General features: G+C 72.7%; 14 protein-coding genes. 10 read left to right on the forward strand and 4 right to left on the reverse strand.

All coding sequences use genetic code 11. The annotated features are described in order from the left end of the window. The first annotated feature begins 70 nt into the window (after positions 1-70). The 4 genes from VMV22_02455 to VMV22_02470 all read left to right on the forward strand — a co-directional run bounded on the left by VMV22_02455 (position 71) and on the right by VMV22_02470 (position 6,581). Complete coding sequence (locus VMV22_02455) at positions 71-1,345, forward strand: alpha/beta hydrolase (protein HUY21181.1); 1,275 nt, start codon at positions 71-73, stop codon at positions 1,343-1,345. Positions 1,346-1,866: 521 nt separating this feature from the next. Further along, positions 1,867-3,021, forward strand: coding sequence for an ABC transporter substrate-binding protein (locus tag VMV22_02460; GenBank protein ID HUY21182.1), 1,155 nt, complete (start codon positions 1,867-1,869; stop codon positions 3,019-3,021). A gap of 61 nt (positions 3,022-3,082) precedes the next feature. Next, a complete protein-coding gene (locus VMV22_02465) occupies positions 3,083-5,008 on the forward strand; it encodes an ABC transporter permease (GenBank protein ID HUY21183.1) in 1,926 nt (641 codons plus the stop codon). Next, positions 5,001-6,581 carry an ATP-binding cassette domain-containing protein gene (locus VMV22_02470; protein ID HUY21184.1) on the forward strand — a complete coding sequence of 527 codons (1,581 nt, stop codon included), beginning with the start codon at positions 5,001-5,003 and terminating at the stop codon, positions 6,579-6,581. The genes VMV22_02465 and VMV22_02470 overlap by 8 nt, the downstream gene beginning before the upstream one ends. Positions 6,582-6,632: 51 nt before the next feature. Here the strand turns inward: VMV22_02470 and VMV22_02475 are convergent, their stop codons facing one another. Further along, positions 6,633-7,502 (reverse strand): SDR family oxidoreductase, encoded by an 870-nt coding sequence (locus VMV22_02475; protein ID HUY21185.1) that lies wholly within the window; start codon positions 7,500-7,502, stop codon positions 6,633-6,635. Between the two features lie 165 nt (positions 7,503-7,667). Here VMV22_02475 and VMV22_02480 point away from each other — a divergent pair, with 165 nt between their 5' ends. Continuing rightward, positions 7,668-8,531: an amidohydrolase family protein gene (locus tag VMV22_02480; protein HUY21186.1), complete on the forward strand. Its 864-nt coding sequence runs from the start codon at positions 7,668-7,670 to the stop codon at positions 8,529-8,531. A 72-nt stretch (positions 8,532-8,603) separates the two neighbouring features. On the opposite strand, the gene VMV22_02485 is transcribed toward VMV22_02480, so the two are convergent. Continuing rightward, entirely contained in the window at positions 8,604-9,566 is a 963-nt protein-coding gene (locus VMV22_02485; protein ID HUY21187.1) for a hypothetical protein, read from the reverse strand. 233 nt (positions 9,567-9,799) lie between these two features. On the opposite strand from VMV22_02485, the gene VMV22_02490 reads away from it, so the two are divergent. Next, entirely contained in the window at positions 9,800-9,976 is a 177-nt protein-coding gene (locus VMV22_02490) for a hypothetical protein (protein HUY21188.1), read from the forward strand. Positions 9,977-10,050: 74 nt separating this feature from the next. On the opposite strand, the gene VMV22_02495 is transcribed toward VMV22_02490, so the two are convergent. Together VMV22_02495 and valS are read right to left on the reverse strand one after the other, a co-directional pair. Next, positions 10,051-10,728, reverse strand: coding sequence for a maleylpyruvate isomerase N-terminal domain-containing protein (locus VMV22_02495; GenBank protein ID HUY21189.1), 678 nt, complete (start codon positions 10,726-10,728; stop codon positions 10,051-10,053). 40 nt (positions 10,729-10,768) lie between these two features. Then, on the reverse strand, positions 10,769-13,384 hold the full coding sequence (valS, locus tag VMV22_02500; GenBank protein HUY21190.1) for a valine--tRNA ligase: 2,616 nt from the start codon (positions 13,382-13,384) through the stop codon (positions 10,769-10,771). A gap of 21 nt (positions 13,385-13,405) precedes the next feature. On the opposite strand from valS, the gene cysS reads away from it, so the two are divergent. The 4 genes from cysS (at position 13,406) to VMV22_02520 (ending at position 17,883) form a co-directional block, all read left to right on the forward strand. Continuing rightward, complete coding sequence (gene cysS, locus VMV22_02505; GenBank protein ID HUY21191.1) at positions 13,406-14,806, forward strand: cysteine--tRNA ligase; 1,401 nt, start codon at positions 13,406-13,408, stop codon at positions 14,804-14,806. Between the two features lie 104 nt (positions 14,807-14,910). After that, entirely contained in the window at positions 14,911-15,117 is a 207-nt protein-coding gene (locus tag VMV22_02510) for a cold shock domain-containing protein (protein HUY21192.1), read from the forward strand. 116 nt (positions 15,118-15,233) lie between these two features. Then, on the forward strand, positions 15,234-16,481 hold the full coding sequence (locus VMV22_02515; GenBank protein ID HUY21193.1) for an MFS transporter: 1,248 nt from the start codon (positions 15,234-15,236) through the stop codon (positions 16,479-16,481). Between the two features lie 187 nt (positions 16,482-16,668). Next, positions 16,669-17,883 carry an acyl-CoA dehydrogenase family protein gene (locus VMV22_02520; protein ID HUY21194.1) on the forward strand — a complete coding sequence of 405 codons (1,215 nt, stop codon included), beginning with the start codon at positions 16,669-16,671 and terminating at the stop codon, positions 17,881-17,883. Positions 17,884-17,898 lie beyond the last annotated feature (15 nt).

Genomic DNA, 17,898 nt, shown 5'->3' on the forward strand with positions numbered 1-17,898 from the left:
CCCGACGCCGCAGTGACGCCCCGCCGTCCCCAGCGTGCGCCATCTTCCCACCGTGAGCGAGGATGGTGCCATGACGTGGTCGTGGGTGTACCTGGCCGTGAGCCTGGTGGGCGCCTGGTTCGTCCTGAACGCCTTCCGGCCCCTGCGTCACGAGCTGTTCCTGGTGCCGAGCTTCTTCGCCGGCTGGTACACGGGCGAGATGCCGGTCTGGCACGTCGTCTGGCAGGTGGCCGCCACGGTGGCCTTCGCCCTCGAGGGCGCCCTGGGGTCGTGGCCGGGATGGGTGGGGCTGGCCGTCAACCTGGTGGCGTGGACGGGGCTCGTCGCCCACGCCCGGATCTCGGACGGGGCCCGCCACGTCTTCGCCCGGGCCGAGGCGGAGACGCCGCTCCCGGCACCCCACGCCGGCGACCTCCCGCTGCACGGGGGCCACACGATGTGGCGCTTCCCCCGGCTCGTCTACCCGCTGCCGCGTCCGGCCCGCTCCGTCCAGGCCATCCGCAACATCGACTACGCCGGCGACGGCATCCGCGGCCATCGCCTGGACGTCATCCGGCGGCGGGTGGACCCGCCCACCGGCGCGCCGGTGCTCGTGTACATCCACGGCGGCGCGTGGGTCATCGGGGACAAGCGCGAGCAGGGGCTCCCGCTCCTCCACGAGCTCGCCCGCCGGGGCTGGGTCACCGTGACCATCAATTACCGGCTGAGCCCCCGGGCCACCTGGCCCGACCACATCGTCGACTGCAAGCGGGCGCTCGCCTGGGTCCGCCAGCACATCGCCGAGTACGGCGGCGACCCCGGGTTCGTCGCCGTGTCGGGAGGTTCGGCGGGCGGCCACCTGGCATCGCTGGCGGCTCTCACGATCGGCGATCCCGCCTTCCAGCCCGGTTTCGAGGACGACGACGCCTCGGTGGACGCGTGCGTGCCCTTCTACGGCGTCTACGACATGACCGCCGGCCGGGGGACGTCCGGGTACGACGAGGGGCTCCTCGTGCTCCTGGAGCGGCGCGTGTTCAAGCGCCGTCTGGCCGACGACCCCTCGGTGTTCGAGGCAGCCTCGCCGGTGTGCCGCGTCCACGCCGGAGCGCCGCCGTTCTTCGTGATCCACGGCACGAACGACACCCTGGTGCCGGTGGGCGAGGCCCGGGCCTTCGTCACCGCCCTGCGGTCGGTGTCGAAGGCCCCCGTCCTCTACGCCGAGCTCCCCTACACCCAGCACGCCTTCGACGTGCTGCCGTCGGTCCGCAGCGCGCACGCCGTGGCCGCCGTGGTGCGGTTCCTCGAGGGGGTGCGCCACCGCCGTTCGGTCGAGCAGCCCCACCGGGGGGCACCCCGGGCGTCCTGACGCCGCCGGCCCCGCCGGCCATCCACGACCCGGCCCGGCCGGCCATCCACAACCCGGCCCGGTCGGCCATCCACGACCGGGCCGGCCGGGTGCACAACCCCGGCATCTGACGTAGCATCACTAGAACACGTTCCCGTGCCGTGCCAGGCTCCCGGGCGACCGGCCCGCGGGTCGGACCGGTGGGCCTGTCCGTGGGTGTCATCGGCAGCTCAGGGCGACGTGGCAAGCTGGATACGACCTGGGGGCGGTCACACCCCACGCGGGTCGGGGACACGGAGGGGGGCGTAGTGGACGCGAACCGAGAGGCGCTGCCGGTGCGAGGGCGCCGGATCCGGCGCGGTTGGCGGTTCACGCCACGCACGGCAATGGCGATAGCGCTTTCCGTGCTGACAGTGGGCCTCACTGCGTGCTCGTCGAAGAGCACCGACGCGAGCTCCACCTCGTCGACGCCGGCGGGCTCCTCCGGATCATCGGGCTCGACCGGCAGCACCGGCCCGGGCTCCTCGGGGCCCACGCCGGGCGTGACGGCCAAATCGGTGACCGTCGGCCAGGTCGACGACCTGTCCTCGCCGATCCCCGGGCTGTTCAAGGGGGCCGAGGACGGCACCAAGGCCTACTTCGCCTACGTGAACAGCCAGGGCGGCGTGTACGGCCGCAAGCTCGTCCTCGACGCCCAGGACAGCGCCTTCCAGACCGGCCAGGTGGCCACGGCGACGGGAGCGCAGATCCTCAAGGACTTCGCCCTCGTCGGCGGCTTCTCGCTGCTCGACTCGGCCGAGAAGCCGCTCATCGACCTCGGTCACGTGCCCGACGTGGGGTTCTCGCTCGACCCGGGCCTGTCGAGCGATCCCTATCTCTACAGCCCGCTCCCGAACCCCGTGAACAACTACCCGCTCGGGGTCTTCAAGTACCTCAAGAAGGCGTACCCCCAGGCGGTCAAGAAGGTCGGGATCATCTGGGAGAACGCCACCGCCTCGACGACGTCCTCCGAGCACGCCTTCGAGAACGCCATGAAGGCGGCCGGGTTCCAGATCGTCTACGACCGCGGCGCCGGGCCCTTCGACACCAACTTCCTGTCGGACATCATCGCCATGCAGAACAAGGGCGTGAAGATGTTCTTCTCGACGGAGCTGCCCGACAACTACGCCGCCAAGCTGCTGAAGGAGATGCAGCAGCAGAACTTCAAGCCGGTCCACATCGAGGGCGCCGCCTACTCCAGCCAACTGCTGGCGCTGGCGGGCAGCGCCGCCAACAACATGTACATCGAGCAGGGCTATGCCCTGTACCTCGGGCAGGACGCCAACACCGTCCCCGCCGTGAAGCTCTTCGACACGTGGATGAGGAAGGTCGACTCCAACCCGAACTTCGAGATCGAGGCCGTGTACGGGTGGGCGTCGGCGGAGCTGTTCACCCAGGCCCTGCGGGCCGCCGGCAAGAACCCGACCCGGGCGAAGCTGATCGCCGCGCTGAACCAGGTCACCTTGTTCAACGCCGGCGGCCTGATCCCGCCGAGCAATCCCGCCGCGGCCATCCCGTCGGGGTGCTTCTTGATGGCCCAGGTGCAGAACGGCAAGATCAAGCGGGTGGCGCCCACGCCGAGCACCGGGTTCTACTGCGGGTCGAGCGGCTACGTGACGGCTCCCGGCTACCACCCGATCGTGCGGCCCACGTCCTAGGGGAGCAGGTGGACCGCCGGACGGCCCGGCCTCCGGGCGACAGCTCGCCGAGGCGTGTGCCGTGAGCGAGTTCTTCAGCCTCCTGGTGGCGGGCGTCGTCACGGGTGCGATCTACGCGGTGAGCGCCAGCGGCCTGGTCGTCACCTACAACACGACGGGCATCTTCAACTTCGCCCACGGCGCCATGGGGATGGTGCTCGCCTACCTCTACTGGCAGCTGTGGCAGTCGTGGGGCCTCCCCGAGCTGGTGTCGCTGGCGATCGTCCTCTTCGTCGCCGCGCCGCTGCTCGGCGTCGTGGTCGAACGGGTCGTCATGCGCCCGCTGTACGGCGCGTCCATGGGCATCCGGCTGGCGGTGACGCTCGGCCTGCTGCTCGTGCTCGTGGCCGCGGCCGGGGCGGTGTGGAACCCCACCGCCAACACCTACGACACGCCGGAGTTCTTCAGCGGGAACCCCATCTCGCTCGGTGGCGTCAACATCTCGTACCAGCAGCTCATAACCGTGGGCGTGGCCATCGCGGCGGCGGTGTTCCTGCGGGTGTTCTTCCGCCGCACGCGCACCGGGGTCGCCATGCGGGCCGTGGTGGACGACCCCGGTCTGGCCGCGCTGTCGGGGGCGCCGTCGGGGCGCATCTCGTCCTACGCGTGGATGATCGGCGTCTTCTTCGCCGGACTGGGCGGCATCCTCCTGGCGCCGAGCGTCCAGGGCATGGACATCCTGCAGCTCACGCTGCTCGTGATCTACGGCTACGCCGCCGCGGTGGTGGGGCGGCTGCGCAGCCTGCCCATGACGTTCCTGGGCGCCATGATCCTGGGGATCGCCAACTCCATGGCGATCGGCTACGTCCCGTCCGGGGCGGAGACCGACGTGGACCAGGCGCTTCCCATGGCGATGCTCTTCCTGGCGCTGCTGTTCATCCCCGAGGTGCGCCTCACCATCGGCCGTGTGGTCCGGATCCGGCCCCCGCGGGTGGCGAGCGCGCGGACCACCCTGGCGGGCGGGGCGTTCATCGTGGTCGCCGTCGTCGCCCTCGGGGCGGTGCTCAAGGGCAACAACCTGTTCACGATGGGCAACGCCCTCGTGCTGGCGTTGCTGGCGCTGAGCCTCGTGCCGTTGTCGGGCTACGCCGGCCAGGTCTCGTTGTGCCAGTTCACCTTCGCCGGCATCGGGGCGGTGACCATGCACTGGGTGGCGGGCGGGGACTCCGTGCTCGGCATCCTGGCCGCCGTGGGCGTGTGCGCGGGCGTCGGCGCCGTCCTCGCCCTGCCCGCACTGCGCCTGCGTGGCCTCTACCTGGCGCTGGCCACGCTGGCGTTCGCCGTGCTGATGGACAACATCTTCTTCCAGTCGAGCTCGGTCATGGGTGTCGGCGGCAGCGTGCCCGTGGGCCGGCCCGACATCTTCGGGATGCACTTCACGACGGAGCGGGCCTTCGACGTCCTGCTCGCCGTCGTCCTGGCCGCCTGCCTGGTCGGCATCGGGGCGCTGCGACGCGGCGCCTTCGGTCGACGCCTGGTGGGCATGAGCGACTCGCCCGCGGCGTGCAGCACCGTGGGGCTGAGTCTCACCGTGACCAAGCTGGCCGTGTTCGCCTTCTCGGCCGGGCTCGCCGGCTTGGCCGGCGCCCTGTACGGCGGGCTCAGCACCTCGGTGGGCGCGCCCCAGTTCGCCTTCCTCGAGAGCATTGCCATCTTCGTGGCCGTCACGCTCGCCGGCGTCAACCTCCTCACCGGCGCCGTCCTGGCGGGCGTCTTCATCGCCATCGGCCCGGTCATCGGCGCCCACATCCCGCAGGTCCCGAACTTCACGCAGCTGCTCCTCGGGTTCGGGGTCGTGACCATCGGCCGCAACCCCAACGGGATCGGCCGGTTCTACGCCGAGGTCTCGGACTTCTGGAACCGGCGCCGCGGCGGCGGGCCGGTGGAGGAGATCGCCGAGCTCCCCGCCGCCGGGGCCTTCGAGCCCGAGGTCCGGTCCGTTGGCTGAGCTCACCGTCGAGGAGGTCGCGGTGCGGTTCGGGGGCCTGCAGGCGCTTCAGGACGTCAACCTCGAGGTGTACGCGGGAGCGGTGAACGGGCTCATCGGGCCCAACGGCGCCGGCAAGACCACGCTGTTCAACGTCATCACCGGGCTCCAGCCGCCCACACGGGGCCGGGTCCGGATCGGGGACACCGACATCACGGGCGCCCGGCCGCACCACCGCGCCCGGCTCGGCGTCGCCCGCACCTTCCAGCGCCTCGAGCTGTTCGGCACCCTGACGGCCCGCGAGAACGTGCAGATGGCGGCGGAGACCAGGCGCCGTCGCCCGACGGGGGCCAGCTCCCGGACGGAGGCCGACATCATCCTCGACCACGTCGGCTTGACGGCGGTGGCCGACGAGCCCACCGACCTGTTGCCCACAGGACTGGCCCGCCTGGTCGAGCTGGCCCGTGCCCTGGCGACGGGTCCGTCGGTGCTCCTGCTCGACGAGCCCAGCTCGGGCCTCAACCACGAGGAGACCGTCGACCTGGGCCGGGTGCTCACCGACCTGGCCGCCCGGGGGATGGCGGTCCTTCTCGTCGAGCACGACATGAGCCTGGTCATGAGCATCTGCGACCACGTGAGCGTCCTCGACTATGGCGCCGTCATCGCCCACGGGGACCCGGCCACGGTGCAGGCGGACCCGGCGGTGCAGGCCGCCTATCTGGGCGCCGCCGAGGAGGACGTCAGCCCCCCCACCCCACCCGCCGGCCGCCACGCGGTCCGTTCGCCGACGCCGGCCGGCGTGGGCACGGCGATCGCCTTCCCGGCGCGTGCCGCCGCCCCCCCCGGCACCCCCGCCCCCGGCGCGGACCCCGCCCAACCCGTCACCACGATGCTCTCCATGACCGACGTCAGTGCCGCCTACGGCCGGATCGAGGTCGTCCACGGCGTGTCGCTCGATGTCCCCGAGGGGTCCGTGGTGGCGCTGCTCGGCCCGAACGGGGCGGGCAAGTCGACGCTGCTGAAGGTGGCGAGCGGCCGGATGCCGGCCACTACGGGGTCGGTCGTCTTCGACGGTGAGCCGATTCGCCGGCCCATGCCGGACCGTCTGGCCCGCAGGGGCCTGTGCGCCGTGCCCGAGGGCCGCGCCGTCTTCCCCAACCTGACGGTGGCCGAGAACATCCTGATGTACAGCTACCGCGGCCGGTCGACCAAGGCCGCGGATCTCGAGGAGCAGAGCTACGCGCGGTTCCCCGTGCTGGGGGAGCGGCGCAAGCAGCTCGCCGGCCGCCTGTCGGGGGGTGAGCAGCAGATGTTGGCGCTCGCCCGCGCCCTGTTCACGAACCCGCGCATGTTGCTCCTCGACGAGATCTCCATGGGCCTCGCCCCGCTGGTGGTGGCCGAGCTCTACGAGCTCGTGGCGCAGACCGTGGCCGACGAGGGCATCACGATCCTCCTGGTGGAGCAGTTCGCCCAGACCGCCCTGGCCATCGCCGACCGTGCCGCCGTGATGGTGAACGGCCGCATCGTGCGCTCGGGCACGCCCGAGGAGGTCGGCGACCACCTGCTCGGCGCCTACATGGGCGAGGTGGGCTGATCGGCCCTTCCGGTTGATCGGCCCTTCGGGGCGATCAACCGTTCTGGGCGATCAACCGTTCTGGCCGGTCAGCGCCTCGCTCGCCTCCCACAGCCGACGCGCCGCCTGGTCGTCGCGGGCCGCCGCCGAAGGGGTGTGGGCCTTGCATTTCACGAAGTAGCCACCGCTGACGCCGGCCACCTCGGGCGACGACGCCAGGTAGACCGACGTCCGGGCCCCCTGCTCGGGCGAAAGGATGAAGGGTCTGATCACCTTGACCCCGAAGGCGAGGAATCCCGACGCGTCACCGTCGCGGCCGTAGCCGGTGGACACGGTCCCGGGGTGGAGGCAATTCACGGTGACGCCCGTGCCCTCGAGCCGGCGGGCCAGCTCGGTCGTGAAGTAGATGTTGGCCAGCTTGGACTTCGAATAGACCCGCATCCCCCCGTACCCGCGCGTCGTCTGCAGGTCGTCGAAGTCGAGCCCGTGCCGGGCACCCTTGTGGGCGGTCGAGGCGACGTTGACGATGCGCGCCGGAGCGCTCTCGGTGATCCGGTCGAGCAGGAGCCGGGTGAGCACGAAGGGCCCGAGGTGATTGACCCCGAAGGTGGCCTCAAACCCGTCCTCGGTCTCGCGGCGGTCCGACAGGACGAGGCCGGCGTTGTTCACGAGCACGTCGATCCGGCGGCAGCGACCCAGGATGTCGGCGGCGCCCTGACGGATCGAGGCGATGCTGCCGAGATCGAACAGGACGACGTCGACGGCGTCGTTCCCCGCACGCGCCCGGATGTCGGCGACGGCGGCGGCGCCTCGGGCGGGGTCCCGGGCGGTGATGAGCGTGGTCGCCCCCGCCCGGGCCAGGGCGACCGCCGTCTCGAGCCCGATCCCCGAGTTGCCACCGGTGACGACGACGGTCTTGCCCGTCATGTCGGGGACGTCCACAGGTCTACCTCCAGTGTCGATGCCGGGGCCGCCCTGGCCTCGCCTCGCCGCGCCGGGCCGCCCCGGCCTGCCCGCCGGGCCCGACCGTGCGACCGGGGCCCGCCCGGGGATTCTGACCGGCTCGGCGACACCACGCCAGCGCCTGTACGGTGGCGGGCCGTGCCGATGCCAAGCGACGTCGGGGTGGTCGACTGCATGATCGGGTTCCCGAGCACGAAGCCCGCCCGCAAATTCGACTTCCTGAAGCCCCAGCTGCACGACGAGGAGAGCGCGTCGTCGCGGTCCCCGATCTCCTACATGTTCAAGGAGGATCCCAACCGCGTCGGGGAGGAGGACGACCCGGTGGCGGTCACCCTCGGGGAGATGGACCGCTTCGGCGTGGAGATCGGCCTCGTCGGCCTGGCGGGCTCGCTCGTGGACCGCGCCCTCGCCGAGCACCCGGAGCGCTTCAAGGCGAACCTCGAGGCCGTCGACCCCAACGACATCACCGGCACGGTGCGCGCCATCCGCCAGGCGCACGCCGGGCGCGCCATCAAGGCCGTCACGACGTTCCCGGCGGGGTGCAACCCTCAGGTGCCGGTCAGCGACCGCCGCTATTACCCGATCTACCAGACCTGTATCGACCTCGACCTCCCGATCGTCGTCAACGCCGGGATCGCCGGGCCGCGCGTCCCCTCCGCCTGTCAGGACGTCATGCACTTCGACCAGGTCTGCTACGACTTCCCGGAGCTGCGCATCGTCATGCGGCACGGGGCCGAGCCCTGGGAGGAGCTGGCCGTGAAGCTCATGCTCAAGTGGCCGGGCCTGCATTACATGACGAGCGCCTTCGCCCCGAAGTACTACCCGCGGGCGATCATCGACTACGCCAACACCCGCGGAGCGGACAAGATCATGTACGCGGGCTACTACCCCATGGGGCTCACCCTGGAGCGCATCTTCGCGGAGCTGCCCGGCGTTCCCCTGCGCGACCACGTGTGGCCGAAGTTCCTCCGGGAGAACGCCATGCGGGTCTTCAAGCTCGACGCCTGACGGTCGGCATGGCGCGTCCGGGGGGCACTCGGGGATGGTCGACGTCCCCGCACGGTGACCGTTCGCCCACGGTCACGGGAATCGTCGGCCGACATCCACGGTGACGAAATCGCGCGTCCACCCCTGCAGGTAGCGGTCGGCGGGCTGGTTCTGACCGGCGATCGCCGCCGCCAAGGGCCCCCCCGGAGACGGGGCGACGTCGGCCTGGACCCATTCCGGGTTGATGTCGAGCTCCATGGCCACGGTGGCCCCGGCCCCGAGGAGGGCGGTGGCCACGTCGAGCGGGAGCGCGTGCATGCTGGCGGCGTAGATCAGGTCGCCGGCGGCGTCCTGGCCCAGGGCACTGCGGGCCGTCAGGGCGACCTCGTGCAGGGGATCGCCCCACGCGAACGGTGACGAGACCGCCGGGCTCGGCTGCGAGCCGACCACCAGGGGCGGGAGGTTCTGCCGGACGCTCGTCACGACTTCGCCCGGGAGCGGCACCGTCTGTCCCCACACGCCGATGTGCGCCGAGCCGTCGGCGTCGATCACGAGGCTGGCCATGCCGGCGACGAGCGGTGACAGGACGTGGCCGTCGATCTCCGAGCCTCCGGCGTGGCCCGACACCTTGAACCCGCCGTTGAAGGCAGCGAGCAGCACCGTGCGTTCCGGCGCCGAGACCTGAGGTTGGGCGTCGGGGCCCAACGGGACACCGGACGTCGGAGGGTCCTGGCTCCCGGCGTGGAGCGCGAATCCGACCTGCCCGGCGCGGAACCTGATCAGGGTCACCCGGGCGCCGTCGGCGGTGGTCGTGGACTGCTCGTCGATGGCCACCCCGGTCGCCACCGTGCTCACCGGCGTCCACCCGGGCTCGGCCGGGACGGCGGTCGTCGCCACGGGCCGAAGCAGCGCGGTGTGCGGCGAAGACGCCGTGGGCCGGGGTGCGCTGCCGGGCTCCTGCCGACGAGCCGCCGGTGTCGCGGCACATGCGGCCAACGCCAGTGCGACGAGGACGGCGGCCGCCTTGCGGGAGTGGGGGTGGGCGTCGCTGGTCACCGTCGGGGCAATGGTCTACTCCCACCCCTTACCGTGGCATGAAGATCCCCGTGGAAGCTCGGCCCGCCCCCGGGCCCCGGGCGCAGATCCGGTCACCGCGCCCCGGGCGCAGATCCGGTCACCGGGCCCCGGGCGCGGACCCGATGCCCGTGCCTGCCACGGCGGGTGTGGTCGCGGCAGTGGCTCGGTGTGACGTGGCCCGATCACTCGAGAGATGGGCGGCGACGCCGTCCATGCCGATGACTCCGCCCACGAGCGCGACACCGAGGACGATCGTCGCCATCCGGCTGCGCCGGTGCCCGCTCGTGGCGCTCGTGCCGCGCATGCCGCTCATGCCGCTCATGCCACTCATGCCACTCATGCCGCTCATGCCGCTCATGCCGCTCATGCCGCTCATGCTCATACCCTGATCCTCGACCGCCGACCTGTGGCCGACGTCGGCACGGGCTGGGAGCCGGCTATGAATGCCGGCGGCCGTGTTCGGTCAGTCCGACATGCCGCTGAAGTAGTGCGACGGACGCGACTCCCAGTGGTCGAGGTGCAGCTCGCCCGGTGACGCCGCCCGCCCGACGAGCCAGGCCAGGAGCCGGCTGCGCTCGCCCGGCGCAGCCAGGCGATCGGGGACGGTGGCGAGCGCCCGGAAGAGCTCCCGGCGGACGTAGCCGTCGGGCCAGTCATCGACCTCGTAGCCGAGGCCCAGGTCGACGTGATGGATCTCGACCTCGCGCCAGCGGGAGTACGGGAGCGACCGGCACGGCCACGGGCGGCCCCTCGCCAGCCCGTGGCCGTCCCAGGCCTCGGGCGTCATCGCCGCCCAGGCCGACTCGAGCGCGGCCGTGGAGCGCCGCACGTCGTCGAGCAGCTCGCCGGCACCGCGATCCGCACCGGCGGCGATGGCCGCCACCCGCTCCTCGCGCCCCCCGGCGTACTGCTCCACGGTGTCGCCGGCGAGGGCGGCGCCGAGCATGCGGGTGTGGGAGTCGGCGTTGCGGGCGAGGTGGGTGGCGACGTGCCCGATCGTCCAGCCCTCCAGCCGGCTCGGGCGGCGTGCCAGTTCCTCGTCGAGCCCCGCCAACGTCGCGAGCAGCCGGCCGTGCGAGGCGCGGCAGCCGGTGACGGTGAACGCCAGCTCGTCGTCGGGGCGCGCCGGGCCCTCGGCCACCGTCAACCAGCCTCGGCCACGGTCAGCCGGTCGGCCACGGTCAGCCGGCCTCGTCGACCGCCAGCTCGACGACGACCTCGGGCGGTCCCGGGCGAGTCGCCAGCTCCAGGACCCCGCCCGCCTCGCGCAGGTCGCCCTCCGCCTCGGCCAGCAGGGCCAGGCGCTCGGGGTCGTCGACCACCACGAGCCGCGCCACCGTCGCCCGCATCGACGTCTTGGCCGCCGTCTTCGCCCGGCGGACCTCCCCGAGGACGTAGGCCGCCATGTCGAGCACGGCGGCGTCGCCCTGCCGGGTCGCCGCCGGGAGCTCGGCCGTGTCGGGCCAGGGGGAGCGATGCACCGAGCCCGCGTGCCACCACGACCACACTTCCTCGGTGACGAAGGGGAGGAACGGCGCCAGCAGCCGCAGCTGCACCGACAGGGCGGTCGCCAGGGCGGCGCGCGCCGAGGCAGGGCCCGCCGCGGTCGAATCCTCGTAGGCGCGCGCCTTCACCAGCTCGAGGTAGTCGTCGCAGAACGACCAGAAGAACGCCTCGGTCCGTTCGAGGGCCCGCGCATAGTCGTAGGCGTCGAACGCGGCGGTGGCCTCGGCGAGCACGTCGCCCAGCCGCCGGAGCATGGCGAGGTCGAGGGGCGCGCTCACGGCCTCGGCGCCCGACGCCCCCTGCTCGCCGAGCCGCGACAGCGCGAAGCGCGAAGCGTTCAGGACCTTGATGGCGAGGCGCCGCCCCACCTTCATCTGGCCCTCGTCCACCGCCGTGTCGACACCCGGCCGGCCGCTCGCCGCCCAGTACCGCACCCCGTCGGCGCCGTGGGCCTCCAGCAGCGGCAACGGGGTGACGACGTTGCCGCGCGACTTCGACATCTTCTTGCGCTCGGGGTCGAGGACCCAGCCCGAGATGGCGGTGTCGGTCCACGGCAGGCAGCCGTGCTCGAGCTCGGCGCGCACGATGGTCGAGAACAGCCACGTCCGGATGATCTCGTGGGCCTGTGGCCGCAGGTCCATGGGGAAGACGCGGCCGAACAGGTCGGGGTCGTCTTCCCAGCGCCCGGCGATCTGGGGGGTGAGCGACGACGTGGCCCAGGTGTCCATGACGTCGGGGTCGCCGGCGAAGCCGCCGGGAACGCCCCGCATCTCCTCGGTGTACCCCGTGGGGGCGTCGCTGGAGGGGTCCACGGGCAGGCGGTCCTCCTCGGCGACGATCGGGTGGTCGTAGTCGGCGGCGCCGTCGTCGCCCACCGGGTACCAGACGGGGAAGGGCACGCCGAAGAAGCGCTGCCGGCTGATGTTCCAGTCGCCGTTGAGGCCCTCCACCCATGCCTCGTAGCGGTGGACCATGTGCGGCGGGTGCCAGCGCAGCTCGCGCCCCCTCGCCAGCAAGCGGTCGCGCAGCACCAGGGTCCGGACGTACCACTGGCGGCTCGAAACGATCTCGAGCGGTCGTTCCCCGCGCTCGTAGAACTTCACGGGATGGGTGATCGTCTTCGGCTCGCCGACGAGCGCACCCGCCTCGGCCAGGAGCTCCACGACCCGCGCCCGGGCCTGGGCGGCGGTGCGCCCGACGAGCTCGTCGTAGGCGGCCGCAGCCGCGGCCGGGTCCTCCGATGCCCAGCCCTCTTCGCCCCACGGCACCGGGCGCAGGCGCCCGTCGCGCCCCACCACCGTGCGGGTCGGCAGCGACAGCTCGCGCCACCAGGTGACGTCGGTCGAGTCGCCGAAGGTGCAGATCATGGCGACGCCCGAACCCTTGTCGGGGTCGGCCAGCTCGTGGGCGAGGACCGGGACGCGCACGGCGAACAACGGGGTCACCACCTCGTGGCCGAAGAGGGGGCGGTAGCGGTCGTCGTCGGGGTGGGCGACCAGGGCCACGCAGGCGGGCAGCAGCTCGGGGCGGGTGGTCTCGATCTCCACCGCGCCGTCCGCCCCACCGCGTGCGAAGCGCACGCGGTGGTAGGCCCCGGGCAGGTCGCGGTCCTCCATCTCGGCCTGCGACACCGCCGTCTGGAAGTCCACGTCCCACTGGGTGGGGGCCTCGGACGAGTACGCGTGGCCCCCCCGCAGCATCCGGAGGAAGGCGCGCTGGGAGACACGCCGCGCCGTGGTGTCGATGGTGGCGTAGGTCTGGCTCCAGTCGACCGACAGGCCCAGGGTCCGCCACAAGTGCTCGAAGGCCTTTTCGTCCTCGGCCACCAGCTGGTCGCACAACTCGATGAAGTTGGGCCGCGAGATGGCCACGGGGTGGCGGCCCGGCGTCTCCGGGGGCTCGAAGTCGGGGTCGTGGCGCAGGCTCGGGTCGCAGCGCACGCCGTAGTAGTTCTGCACCCGACGCTCGGTGGGCAGGCCGTTGTCGTCCCAGCCCATGGGGTAGAAGACCTCGGCACCGCGCATGCGCCGGTACCGGGCCACGGCGTCGGTGTGGGTGTACGAGAAGACGTGGCCGATGTGCAGCGACCCCGACACCGTGGGGGGCGGTGTGTCGACGGCGAAGACGCGGGCGCGGGGCGCGAACCGGTCGAAGCGGTAGGTCCCGGCCTCCTCCCAGCGGGCCGACCACTTGGCCTCGAGGCCTTCGAGCGAGGGCCGGTCGGGCACGACCGGCGGCCGCGACGGCTCGAGGTCGGGCGGGTGCACGGTGGTCGTCCCGGTGGCGTCCACGGTCCGGTTACCGTACTCCGAGTGTTGCGGCTCCACGACACGGCGACGGGCACGGTACGGCCGGTCGAGCTGCGCGACCCGGGCCGGGTCTCCATGTACGTCTGCGGGCCCACCGTCTACGACGTGCCGCACCTCGGCCACGGCCGGTTCGCCCTCGTGTTCGACGTCCTGCGCCGCTACCTGGAGTTCACGGGCCTCGAGGTCCGCTACGTGTCGAACATCACCGACATCGACGACCACATCATCACGCGGGCCTCCGAGGAGCACCGCAGCGAGTCCGAGGTGTCGTCGCAGTACGAGGCGGTGTGGTGGGACGCCATGGACGCCTTGGGGGTGCGCCGGCCGACGGCCACCCCCCACGCCACGGAGTACGTGGCCGGGATGGTGGCGCTGGTGGGCGCCCTGGTCGACCGGGGCGTCGCCTACGAGACCTCCGACGGCGTCTACCTGGCGGTGGACAGGATCGACGGCTACGGGCTCCTGGCGCGCCAGAGCCTCGACTCCCTGCGCTCGGGGGCGCGTGTCGAGCCGGGCGAGGAGAAGCGCTCCCCGCTCGACTTCGTGCTCTGGAAGAAGGCGAAGCCCGGTGAGCCGACGTGGCCCTCGCCCTGGGGACCGGGCCGCCCGGGGTGGCACACCGAATGCGTCGTGATGTCCCTCGACCTGCTGGGGGAGGGCTTCGACCTGCACGGGGGCGGCATCGACCTCGCCTTCCCCCACCACGAGAACGAGCGTGCCCAGGCCGTCGGGCTCGACCGCCCCTTCGCCCGCCACTGGGTCCACAACGGATGGGTCATGGTCGGTGGCGAGAAGATGTCGAAGTCGCTCGGCAACTACACGTCGCTGACGGACCTGCTCGCCCGGGCCGACGCCCGCGCCTATCGCCTGCTCGTGCTGCGGGCCCACTACCGCTCGCCGATCGAGGTCACGCCGTCCACCGTCGAGCAGGCCGAGAGCGGTCTCGCCCGGCTCGATGACCTGGCGCGGCGCTTCGCACTGGCTCCGGCGCTGGCGGAGGTGACCGCCGCCGGCGCCGTCGCCGCCGGCGCCGACGCCGACGCGGTGGCGTCGTTCGGGCGCCACATGGACGACGACCTCGACACGCCCGGCGCCCTGGCCGAGGTCTTCGAGCTCGCCCGCCGGGCCCACTCCGCCGCCGACGCCGGCGACGAGGACGACAGCCGGCGCGCCGCGGTCACGGTGGCGGTGCTGTGCGGCGCGCTCGGGCTGCGGCTCACCGACGCCTCGGCCGACGCCGACGCCGACGCCGACACCATGGCCAGGGCGGCCCGGCGCGACGAGGCCAGGGCGGCCCGGGACTGGGCCCGGGCCGACGCCATCCGCGACGAGCTGTGGGCCGAGGGCTGGACGGTGGAGGACACGCCCGCCGGCACCCGCCTGCACCGCCGACCGGGGATGTAGCCCTCGGTCCCCGGCTCCCCACCCCGGGCGGAACCGCGGGCCGCGGCGGCGCCGCTGCTACGTTTTTTTCGCAGGGGGTGCAGCGGACCAGAGGGGAGAACAACGTGCCGGCGGGAACGGTCAAGTGGTTCAACTCGGAGAAGGGGTACGGCTTCATCGCACAGACGGACGGCGAGGACGTCTTCGTCCACCACTCCGCCATCCAGATGAACGGCTACCGCAGCCTCGAGGAGGGGCAGTCGGTGGAGTTCGAGTTGAAGGAGGGCCCGAAGGGCCTCCAGGCCGTCGAGGTGCGGCCCGTCACCGCCTGACGCTTCCGCTCCACCGTTCCCCGCACAGCCCTCGCGCTGTCCGTTCCCGACCTCCCCGGTCGGCGGCCGGGCGCGCCTGACTTGACGCCGCGGAGGCCCTGCCCTCTGCTTTGACCATGTCCGACGCCCCGGTGCCAGGGCGTGGCGCACGGGCCGGACCCCTGGCGTCGGTCGGGCACGGCCTGCCCGCCGGCTTCGGCGTCCTGTGGACCACGGTGGCCGTCGACCTGCTCGGCTTCGGGATCGTCGTCCCCCTCCTGCCCCTGTACGCACGGCATCTGGGGGCGGGCCCGGCGTCGATCGGCCTCCTCCTGGCGGCCTTCTCGGCCGCGCAGTTCCTGTGCGCGCCCCTGCTCGGACGGTTGTCGGACCGCGTCGGGCGCAAGCCCGTCCTCGTCGTGTCGCTCGTCGGCACGGCGGCCGGCAGCCTCCTGACCGGCCTCGCCGGCTCGCTGTGGCTGCTGTTCGTGGCACGCGTGCTCGACGGCGCCTCGGGGGGCAGCGTGGCCGTGGCGCAGGCATCGGCCACCGACCTCGTGGGCCCGACCGAGCGGACTCGGGTGTTCGGCCTGCTCGGCGCGGCGTACGGGGTCGGCTTCGTGATCGGCCCCGCCATCGGCGGCCTGGCCGCCCTGGGCGGGACCCGCCTGCCGTTCTTCGTGGCCGCCGGGATCGCCGGGCTCAACGCCGCCGTGGCCCTCCGGCGGCTCCCCGAGACCCGGCCGGCCGCGGCCCGCGCCGCCCCGGCCGGCGCCGCCCCGGCCGGCGCCGCCGGCCGCCCGGGCCGCGGGATCGTCGCGGCCCTGCGGGCCATCGCCGTGCCGGCGGGCGTGACCGTGCTCCTCGTCGGCGCCTTCAGCGCTTTCGAGGTGACCTTCCCCCTCTTCGGCCAGCGCCGGCTCGGTTTCGGCCTGGCCGGCATCGGGGCGGTGTTCGCCATGGTCGGCGTGGTGGCCGCGATCGTGCAGGGGGGGGTGGTGCGCCCGCTGGCGGCGCGCATCGGGGACGCCGGCTGCCTGCGCGCCGGGCTCGTGGCCGAGGGGCTCGGGCTGGCGTCGCTGGCCGTCGTCCACACCCGGCCCGAGCTGGTGGTGCCGCTGGCCCTCGTCACCGCCGGGCAGGGGCTGTGCACGCCCGCCCTGAACGCCCTGGTGGTGGCCCGGGTGGGCGACGCCGACCGGGGCTCGGCGCTCGGCGCCCAGCAAGGGTGCTCGGCTCTGGCCCGCGTGCTCGGCCCCACCTTGGGCGGGCTCGCCTACGGCCTGCTGGGGACGGGCGCCGCCTTCGTCGGCGGGGCGGCCGTCGTGGCCGCCGCCCTGGCGTTGTCCCTGGTCAGGCGGAGGGCGATGGCGCCGATCGCCTAATTGGCTGTCGAATCGGCCCGGATCGGTTGTCGAATCGGCCGGCCATAGGTTACCGTTGAGTAACAACGGGGGACGGGGAGCGGCGGCCCGCACGCAGCGCGGGGGCTCGGTGCCGCCGCCCGCCACCCACGGGCAATGCCGACCGGGACCCTGGGGCCCGGATCCGGACCTCGACCAAGGGGAGGACATGTCGGAGTTCTCGCTCGACCTCAGCGAAGACCAGGTGCAGATCCAGAAATGGGTGCACGACTTCGCGGAACAGGTGATCCGCCCGGCCGCGCGCGAGTGGGACGAGCGCGAGGAGACTCCCTGGCCCATCATCGAGGAGGCGTCGCGCGTCGGCCTCTATTCGTTCGACTTCATGACCCAGTGCTTCTTCGACCCGGCGGGCCTGTTGCTCCCCATCGCCAACGAGGAGCTGGCGTGGGGTGACGCCGGGATCGGCCTCGCCATCTTCGGCAGCGCCCTCGGCCTGGCCGGCATCGTCGCCAACGGCACGCCCGAGCAGCTGCTCGAGTGGGGGCCGCAGTGCTTCGGCACGCCCGACAAGATCCAGATGGCCGCCTTCGCCGTGTCGGAGCCCGACGCCGGGTCGGACGTGAGCTCGCTGCGCACCCGGGCCGTCTACGACGAGGCCAAGGACGAATGGGTGATCAACGGCACCAAGACGTGGATCACCAACGGGGGGATCGCCGACGTGCACGTGGTGGTCGCCGCCGTGGACCCGGACCTCAGGTCGCGCGGCCAGGCGAGCTTCATCGTGCCCCCCGGGACGCCCGGCCTGTCGGCCGGCCAGAAGTTCCAGAAGATGGGCATCCGGGCGTCGCACACCGGCGAGGTGATCCTCGACGACGTGCGCGTCCCGGGGTCGTGCCTGCTCGGCGGCAAGGAGAAGCTCGACGAGAAGCTGGCCCGCGCCCGGGAGGGGAAGCGGTCCAACTCGCAGGCCGCCATGGCCACCTTCGAGGCCTCGCGCCCGTCGGTGGGCGCGCAGGCGCTCGGCATCGCCCGCGCCGCCTACGAGTACTCCCTGGAGTACGCCAAAGAGCGCAAGGCCTTCGGCCGCCGCATCATCGAGAACCAGGGGATCGCCTTCAAGCTCGCCGACATGAAGACGCGCATCGACGCGTCCCGGATGCTCGTGTGGCGCGCCGCATGGATGGGGCGCACGGGCAAGACGTTCTCGGCAGGCGAGGGCTCGATGTCGAAGCTCTACGCGGGCGAGACGGCGGTGTGGGTGACCGAGCAGGCCATCCAGATCATGGGCGGCTATGGCTACATCCGCGAGCACCCCGTCGAGCGCTGGCACCGGGACTCCAAGATCTACACGATCTTCGAGGGGACCTCGGAGATCCAGCGCCTCATCATCGCCCGGGCCATCTCCGGCATCCACATCCCCTGATCGCGCTGCGCAGCC

Source organism: Acidimicrobiales bacterium (genome assembly GCA_035531755.1).
GTDB lineage: Bacteria > Actinomycetota > Acidimicrobiia > Acidimicrobiales > UBA8190 > DATKSK01.